We start from the raw sequence: 8,374 nt of genomic DNA, 5'->3' as shown, positions 1-8,374 counted from the left end.
CGCCAAGACAGGCGACAGCCTGGCGGTCGATCAGACGATCCTGGAACTGGAATAACAGTTTGGTGAGCAACGCATCTGCAACAGGCCCGGGGGCGCCAGCGCTTACAACCGTCGGAGACCTTAGACAGTCGCTGCTGACACCTCATCGTGCCGATCTCGCGGGGCTGGCTGATCGCGATAGGCTCCGGCGGCTGGTTCCTCGCGCAGGGGTGGACTTCGCCTCCAACGACTATCTGGCGCTGGCCTCGTCGGATCGCCTCCGCGATGCGGTCGCCGCCGCGCTCGCGCGAGGCGTGGCGATCGGGTCGGGCGGATCGCGCCTGCTCCGGGGTAATGATCCCGAGCACGCGGCGCTAGAGGCGGAGGCGGCGCGCTTCTTCGGCGCGGAGACGGCGCTGTTCCTGTCGAGCGGCTATGCGGCGAACCTGGCGCTGTTCTCGGCGCTGCCTCGGCGCGGCGACCTGGTCGTGTACGATGCGCTCATCCATGCAAGCGCGCATGACGGGATGCGGCTCGGCCGCGCCGAATGCGAGCCCGCGCCGCACAACGACGCCGGCGCGTTCGATGATGCGATCATCCGCTGGCGGCGGTCGGGCGGCACCGGGCGGGTCTGGATCGCGGTCGAGAGCCTGTACGGCATGGACGGCGACCGCGCGCCGCTGGCGGACCTCGCCGAGATCGCCGGTCGACACGAAGCGTTCCTCGTCATCGACGAGGCTCACGCGACCGGCGTGTTCGGCGATGCGGGGCGCGGACTCGCCGGGGCGCTCCATGGGCGCGAAGCGGTCGTCACGCTCCACACGTGCGGGAAGGCGCTCGGTGCAGAGGGCGCATTGCTGTGCGGGCCGGCGGTCATCCGCGACGTCCTCGTCAACCGCGCGCGCGCGTTCATCTTCTCCACCGCTCCTTCGCCGCTGATGGCGAGCGCGGTGCGCGAGAGCCTCCGCTGCCTCGCCGACGAGCCCGAGCGCCGTGCACGGCTGTGGCGACGGGTCGCGACCGCCGAGCGGATGCTCGCGCCTTGCGGCGTCGCAGCCACCGGCTCGCAGATCCTGCCGCTCGTCATCGGCGAGGACGCGGCGACGATGCGAGTCGCGGCTTCGCTCCAGCGCGCCGGCTTCGACGTGCGCGGCATCCGGCCGCCGACGGTCCCGGCGGGCACCGCGCGACTACGACTGTCGCTGACGCTCAACGCGAGCGAGGCTGAGATCGAGGCACTGGCGGATGCGATGAGGACGGCGCTGCGATGAGCACGATCGTGGTCACCGGCACCGATACCGAGATCGGCAAGACGGTGTTCGCCGCCGCGCTGACCCACGCGCTCGGCGCGAGCTACTGGAAACCGGTGCAGGCGGGGCTCGACGACGGCAGCGACCGCGAGACCGTGGCCGCGCTGGCCGGACTCGACTCCGCCCGACTGCTGCCCGAGGCATATCGTCTGACGACGCCCTGCTCGCCGCACCGCGCGGCCGCGCTCGACGGCGTGACGATCGATCCGGCGCGGCTCGCGCTGCCGTCGGTCGCCGGTGCCCTGGTTGTGGAAGGCGCAGGCGGCACGCTGGTGCCGATCACCGATGACCTGCTCTTCGCGGACCTGTTCGCGCGATGGCGCGCGCCGGTGGTGCTGGTCGCGCGCACGTCGTTGGGGACGATCAACCACAGCCTGCTCTCGATCGAGGCGTTGCGCGCGCGCGGCGTGGCGGTGCTCGGCGTCGCGTTCGTCGGCGAGGCGGCGGAGGACAGCGAAGCGACGATCGCCCGGCTGGGCGGCGTGCGCCGGCTTGGCCGCCTGCCCCAACTGTCGCCGCTCACCCCGGCGACGCTCGCCGCCGCGTTCGCCGCCGGGTTCGATCTTCAGGACTTCCGATGAGCGGGTCGTCGATCTGGCACCCCTTCACCCAGCACGGATTGGGCGAGCCGATCCCGCTCGTCATCCGGGCCGAGGGCGCGGCGCTGTTCACCGCCGATGGTCGCCGGGTGATCGACGCGATCTCGTCCTGGTGGGTGACGACGCACGGCCACGGCCACCCCCGCATCATGGCGGCGATCGCGGATCAGGCGGCCAGGCTGGACCAGATCATCTTCGCGGGCTGGACGCACGAGCCGGCGGAGACGGTCGCGCGCGGGCTGCGCGCGATCATGCCCGACGCGTTGACCCGCGTGTTCTTCTCCGACTCCGGATCGACCAGTGTCGAAGTCGCGCTCAAGATGGCGCTCGGCTATTGGCGCAATCGCGGCGAGCCTCGCCACCGCCTGCTGGTGATGGAGAACAGCTATCATGGCGACACGATCGGGGCGATGTCGGTCGGCGAGCGTTGCGCGTTCAACGCCGCCTACGAGCCGTTGTTGTTCGACGTCGGCACCATCCCCTTCCCCTACGCCGGACAGGCGCAGGCGACGCTCGATGCGCTGGAGACCTCCTGCCGGGAAGGCGCGGCGGCGTTCATCGTCGAGCCGCTGATCCTCGGCGCGGGCGGGATGCTGATCTATTCCGCCGACACGCTGGCCGAGATGCGCCGTATCTGCGCCGCGCACGACGTGCTGTTCATCGCTGACGAGGTGATGACCGCATGGGGCCGGACCGGCACGCTGCTCGCCTGCGAGCAGGCGGGGATCGTCCCCGACATCCTGTGCCTGTCCAAGGGGCTGACCGGAGGCGCGGTCCCGCTGGCGGTGACGATGGCGACCGAACCGATCTTCGCGGCGCACTGCTCATCGGACCGCGCGCGGATGTTCTTCCACTCGTCCAGCTACACCGCCAATCCGCTGGCCTGCGCGGCCGCCGCCGCCAACCTCGCGATCTGGCGCGAAGAGCCGGTGCTCGACCGGGTGCGGAGCCTGGCGGCGCGGCAGCGGGAGCAGCTCGCGGCGATCGCCGCGCTGCCGAACGTCCGCAATGCCCGCGCGCTCGGGACGATCACCGCCGTCGAACTCGGCGACGCCGGCGGGTATCTCTCGGACCTCGCCCCGCGCCTGCTCGCCTTCTTCCGCGATCATGACCTGCTGATCCGCCCGCTGGGAAACACGATCTACGTCATGCCGCCTTACTGTATGGACGATCGTGACCTCGCGCTCGTCTATGAGCGTGTCGCCGATGCTGCCGGATTGGCGTGACCTGGGCGTTTGCGATCCGTGATAGTCGCAGGCGAGTGTGGCATGCTTAGCATCCAAAGGCATCAGTCTTGATCGTAGCCCGCGTTCCACTGATCGCCGACTGGATGGCCGACCGGGCGGACGGCAAGCCGCTCGACATGCCCGCCCTATCCGCCGCCGCTCCGATCGTGACGCGCGTCCGGCAGTAGCCGAAGATCCGGTCCGTCGTCGTGGGTCGCGTCGATAGGCTCGCACCGACCATGTGCGGATCACCCTGATCGGTGCCGACCTCATCGACTTCCATGGCCCGGCGCTCGACGATCACGTCAAGTCGCTCGTGCGCAACTCGTCCGGCTCCATCGAGCGCCGTGACCATAGGCCGCGTCGGTATGGCGAGCACATACTGGTGCCGGCGCCTCGGACCGGCGCAGATGCCCAGCCGCGTGCCTTTCGCGGGCGCTCCGGACCGCCTGAGCGTGAAGTCGATACATCAAGGTGCCGGTGTTTTTCTCAATCGTTCCTGAGGGAACCAGGAAACATGGCGGGTGTCGCTTTTACTTGAGGACCGTTTGGCCGGCGGCGAAACGGTTCGAGTCGACCCGTGGCGCAACCCGCGTCGACCGGTCTTGCGATACCAGGCACGTACCGCCTAAGCTCGGCGCTATAACGGGGGGAACCGGGTGTCATGAAGCTGAAGCTGCTGTCCGCCGTTGCCTCGCTCGCGCTCGCGACGGCCGTCCAGGCGCAGTCGGCCGCCGGCGCGGCCGATCAGAAGGCGCTGGAGGCGCGCTTCGACCAGTCGATCAGCAGTGCGGACCAGCTCGACTGGCTGCGGACGATGAGTTCGGCTCCCAATCATGTCGGCAGCCCGCACGACCGCGCCAACGCCGAGATGGAGCTCGCGCTGTTCCGCAAATGGGTTGGGACGCCCACATCGAGACGTTCAGCGTGCTGTATCCGACGCCGATCAGCACCGTGCTCGAACTCGTCGCGCCTTCGCGGATCGCGCTCGGCGGGCAGGAGCCCGCGGTGCCGGGCGATCCCAGCACGGCGGACCTTTCGGGCGCGCTGCCGCCCTATGTCGCCTATCAGGGCGACGGGGACGTCACCGCGGCGGTCGTCTACGTCGACTATGGCATGCCCGAGGATTACGACGCGCTCGCCGCCCGCGGGATCGACGTGCGCGGCAAGATCGTGCTGGCGCGCTACGGCGGCGGTTGGCGCGGGCTGAAGCCCAAGCTGGCGCAGGAGCATGGCGCGGTCGGCTGCCTGATCTATTCCGACCCGGCCGACGACGGCTATGCCGATCGCGATCCCTATCCGCGCGGCGGCGGCCGGCCGGCGGCGGGCGTGCAGCGCGGATCGGTGCAGGACATGATCACCTATCCGGGCGATCCGTTGACCCCGGGCGTCGGTGCGACCGCGGACGCGAAGCGGCTGACCCGCGCGCAGGCGACCACCATCCTGAAGATCCCGGCGCTGCCCATCTCCTATGCCGACGCGCAGAAGATCATGGCCGGGCTCGAAGGCCCCGTCGTCCATGGCCGTGCGCGCGGCGCGCTGCCGTTTGCCTATCACTGGGGCGGCACCGATGCGGTGCGCGTCCACCTGGCGGTCAAGTCCGACTGGTCGATGAAGCCCATCTACGACGTGATCGCGACCATGCGCGGCAAAACCCTGCCCGACGAGTGGATCGTGCGCGGCAACCATCACGACGGCTGGGTGTTCGGCGCGGCCGATCCGCTGACCGGTCAGGTCGCGCTGATGAGCGAGGCCAAGGCGCTCGGCGAGCTCGCCCGCACCGGCTGGCGACCCGACCGGACGATCATCTACGCAAGCTGGGACGGCGAGGAGCCGGGGCTGCTCGGCTCGACCGAATGGGTCGAAACGCACGCGGACGAGCTTGCGCGACACGCCGTGCTCTACGTGAACACCGACGAGAACGGGCGCGGCTTCCTGGGCGCGGAGGGAAGCCACGACCTCCAGCATTTCGTCAACGCGGCCGCACGCGACGTCACCGATCCGCAGACCGGCATGTCGGTGCTCGACCGGCTACGCGCGGAGACGCGTGCCGGCGCCTATGTCGGTGCGGGCGGACGCGCACCCGAAGTTGCGGTACTCGAAGCCGCCCGTGCCGGCGATGACATGCCGGTCGGCGCGCTCGGTTCGGGTTCGGACTATTCGGCGTTCCTCCAGCATCTGGGCATCGCGTCGCTCAACCTGGGCTTCGGCGGCGAGGGCGCGGGCGCCGGCTCGTACCATTCGGCCTATGACACCTTCACCCACGTGACGCGCTTCGACGATCCCGGACTGGTCTATGGCGCGGCGCTGTCGAAGCTCGTCGGCCGGATCGTGCTGCGCGCCGCGGACGGCGAGCGCGTGCCGGCACGCTATGGAGACTTCGCCGTCACCGTATCGCGCTACGTCGCCGAGGTGAAGAAGCTCGCTGTCGATCAGCGCGACAAGGACCGGCAGCTCGGCGACCTGAGGCGCGACGGTGTGTTCAAGCTCGCAAGCCTTGCGGAAGACCCGACGGTGGCGCCCGAGGACAAGGGCGTGACGCCGCTGCTCGACACGCTCGCGCTGGAGGACGCCGCCGACCGGCTCACGCGCTCCGCCCGCGCCGCCGACGCCGCGCTGGAGCGCGCGGCGACGCTGCCGCCCGCGACCCGCGCGGCGGTGGAGGCGGACCTGCGATCGATCGATCAGTTGCTGCTCGATCCCGCGGGCCTGCCGGGTCGGCCGTGGTACCGGAACCTGATCTATGCGCCCGGCACGCTGACCGGTTACGGCGCGAAGACGCTGCCCGGCATCCGCGAGGGGATCGAGCAGCGGCGCTTCGCCGATGCCGCTACCTATGTGGCGCGAACCGCCGCGGTGCTGAACGCCTATGCCGCCCGGCTCGACGCTGCCGTGGCGCTGACCAAGGCCACCGCGCCCTGACGTGAGGGGGCGCGGCAGGCTCGGGCCGCCGGGCGCCTTGCCGGTGAAGCCGGGCGCCTCGATCAGCGGCGCGAGGATGGCGAGGAGCGCACGACGCTCGCCGGCCGCGATGCCTGAGGCGAAGCCGACATGGTCGAGCCGCCCGGTGGCATCGTACTGACCGAGTAGGAGCGAGGCGACGCTGTCGTCGCCCGGGCGGATGATCGCGGAGATTTCCGCTCCTCCGGGACGTTGTCGGGTTCATGTCACCCAGCGTGATCGAGACCACCTGGAAAGGATTTCCCATGGCCCATCGATTGAAGCCGCTCGACTAGCAGGTGATCGTCGTCACCGGCGCTACCAGCGGCAATGGCCTCGCGATCGTCGAGCAGGCGACGCACCGCGGCGCAGCGGTGGTCGCGGTCGCGCGCAACGAGGCGGCGCTTGATGCCCTGCGCGTCCGCTTGTCGGCCAAGGGCGCGCGGATCGCCACCTGCGTGGCGGATGTGAGCGATGCGGCGGCGGTGGAGCGCATCGCCGAGGCGGCGGTGGCGGCGTTTGGCGGGTTCGACAGCTGGGTCAACAATGCCGGCACGGGCACCTACGGCACGCTCGAACAGGTGCCGGTCGCGGACCATCGCCGCGTGTTCGACGTCAATTATTTCGGCGTGCTGCACGGCTCGCTGGCGGCCGCCCATCACCTGCGCGCACGGGGCGGCGGCGCGATCGTCAATGTGGGATCGATCCTGGGCGATCGCGCGATCCTTCAGCAGGGGCCGTATTGCGCCACCAAGCACGCGGTCCAGGCGCTCACCGACACGCTCCGCATGGAGCTGGAGCGGGACGGCGCGGGTATATCCGTCACGCTGGTCAAGCCCGGAGCGATCGACACGCCTTTCCCGGAACACGCCCGCAACTTCATGGACCAGCCGCCGCGCCTGCCGCCACCGCTTTACGCGCCGGAGGTCGTAGCCGACGCCGTCCTGTTCGCCTGCGCCAATCCGCGGCGGACGCTGTATGCCGGCGGCGGCGGGCTGTTGTCCTCGCTGTTCTCGCAGGCCGCGCCGCGGCTCGCCGACGCGGTGATGGAGGCGGTCGGCACGCGCGCCCAGCAAAAGCCTAACGACGCGGGCGATCCCGCGCGGCGCGACAACCTCTACGAGCCACGCGCCGACGCGCTGCGCGGCAGCCAGCAGGTGCATGCGCGCACGTCGAGCGTAGCGCTCCAGCTCCAGAAACTGCCGCAGGGGCTGTTCACGATCGGGTTGATCGGCGCCGGCACGATGCTGGCGGTCGGCAGGCGGCTCGCGAAGGGACGCTGACGATGGCCGCCAGCGGCGTCGCCGCGCACCGGGACTTCGACGTCGTGCTGGTGCTGAGCGGCGGCAACGCGCTCGGCGCCTTCCAGGCGGGCGTGTACCAGGCGCTGCACGAGCACGATCTCCAGCCCGACTGGATCGTCGGTGCCTCGATCGGCGCGATCAACGGCGCGCTGATCGCCGGATCGGTGCCCGAGCGCAGGATCGAGACGCTTCGCACCTTCTGGCGGCCGCAAAGCCATGGGTTCGGACAGCCCGGGAGCGCCTGGTTTCCGTCCGCGGCGGAGATCACGCGCCGGACCGGTGCCGCCACCTGGACGTTGGCGACCGGTCGCTCCGGCATCTTCGGGCCGCTGCTGTCGTCGCTCTCGCCCTGGACTGACGACAGGCGGGCGTTGTTCGACACCGGGCAGCTTTCCACCACGCTCGCACAATCGGTCGACTTCGACGAGCTCAACGGCGGACGGTGCCGCTTCACCGCCACGGCGGTCGATCTGGCCACCGGTGACGATGTCGCCTTCGACAGCCGCGACACGCGCATCGATGCCCGTCACATCCGCGCCAGCGCCGCGCTGCCGGTGGTGTTCCCGCCGGTCGAGATCGACGACCGCTGGCTGATCGATGGCGGCATCTCCGCCAACCTGCCGCTCGATCCCGTTCTTGGGGCCGCAACGCCGCGGCCGGTGCTGTGTCTCGCGGTCGATCTCCTCCCGCTTGCCCAGGCGCTGCCGCGGACGCTGGGGGAGACGGCGAGCCGCATGCAGGACCTGATCTTCGCCGCCCAGTCGCGGCGCACGATCGCACGCTGGCAGGGCGCGCACGCGGGCAAGGACGACGTCGGGATCGCGCTGGTGCGGCTGCCCTATGCCGATCAGGCGATGGAGGTCGCGGGCAAGGCGCTCGACTTCTCGGGCGCCACGATCGAGCAGCGCTGGGCCGCCGGCCACGCGTCGGCGACGCGCGTGATTGCCCGCCTGGAGGCAGGATCGCTGCCGATCGGCGACGCGGGCCTGAACGTCGTCGAGATGGAATAGGCCGCA

General features: G+C 70.5%; 6 protein-coding genes. All 6 read left to right on the top strand.

The window, feature by feature from the left end; genetic code table 11:
- The first annotated feature begins 131 nt into the window (after window positions 1–131).
- The 6 genes from ACFE65_RS12390 (at window position 132) to ACFE65_RS12365 (ending at window position 8,368) form a co-directional block, all read left to right on the top strand.
- On the top strand, window positions 132–1,250 hold the full coding sequence (locus ACFE65_RS12390) for an 8-amino-7-oxononanoate synthase (protein WP_375382670.1): 1,119 nt from the start codon (window positions 132–134) through the stop codon (window positions 1,248–1,250).
- Window positions 1,247–1,870, top strand: a complete 624-nt coding sequence (gene bioD, locus ACFE65_RS12385) for a dethiobiotin synthase (protein WP_375382667.1) — start codon at window positions 1,247–1,249, stop codon at window positions 1,868–1,870. The genes ACFE65_RS12390 and bioD overlap by 4 nt, the downstream gene beginning before the upstream one ends.
- Window positions 1,867–3,114, top strand: a complete 1,248-nt coding sequence (locus tag ACFE65_RS12380; RefSeq protein WP_375382666.1) for an adenosylmethionine--8-amino-7-oxononanoate transaminase — start codon at window positions 1,867–1,869, stop codon at window positions 3,112–3,114. Before bioD ends, ACFE65_RS12380 begins: the two co-directional genes overlap by 4 nt.
- Window positions 3,115–4,008: 894 nt before the next feature.
- Window positions 4,009–6,036 carry a transferrin receptor-like dimerization domain-containing protein gene (locus ACFE65_RS12375; RefSeq protein ID WP_375382665.1) on the top strand — a complete coding sequence of 676 codons (2,028 nt, stop codon included), beginning with the start codon at window positions 4,009–4,011 and terminating at the stop codon, window positions 6,034–6,036.
- Window positions 6,037–6,353: 317 nt separating this feature from the next.
- Window positions 6,354–7,337: an SDR family oxidoreductase gene (locus tag ACFE65_RS12370; protein ID WP_375382664.1), complete on the top strand. Its 984-nt coding sequence runs from the start codon at window positions 6,354–6,356 to the stop codon at window positions 7,335–7,337.
- 2 nt (window positions 7,338–7,339) lie between these two features.
- Window positions 7,340–8,368, top strand: coding sequence for a patatin-like phospholipase family protein (locus ACFE65_RS12365; RefSeq protein WP_375382663.1), 1,029 nt, complete (start codon window positions 7,340–7,342; stop codon window positions 8,366–8,368).
- Window positions 8,369–8,374 lie beyond the last annotated feature (6 nt).

The organism is uncultured Sphingomonas sp. (assembly GCF_964237335.1).
In the GTDB taxonomy this organism is placed as follows: Bacteria; Pseudomonadota; Alphaproteobacteria; order Sphingomonadales; family Sphingomonadaceae; genus Sphingomonas.
This window is presented reverse-complemented; position numbering and strand designations above follow the sequence as displayed.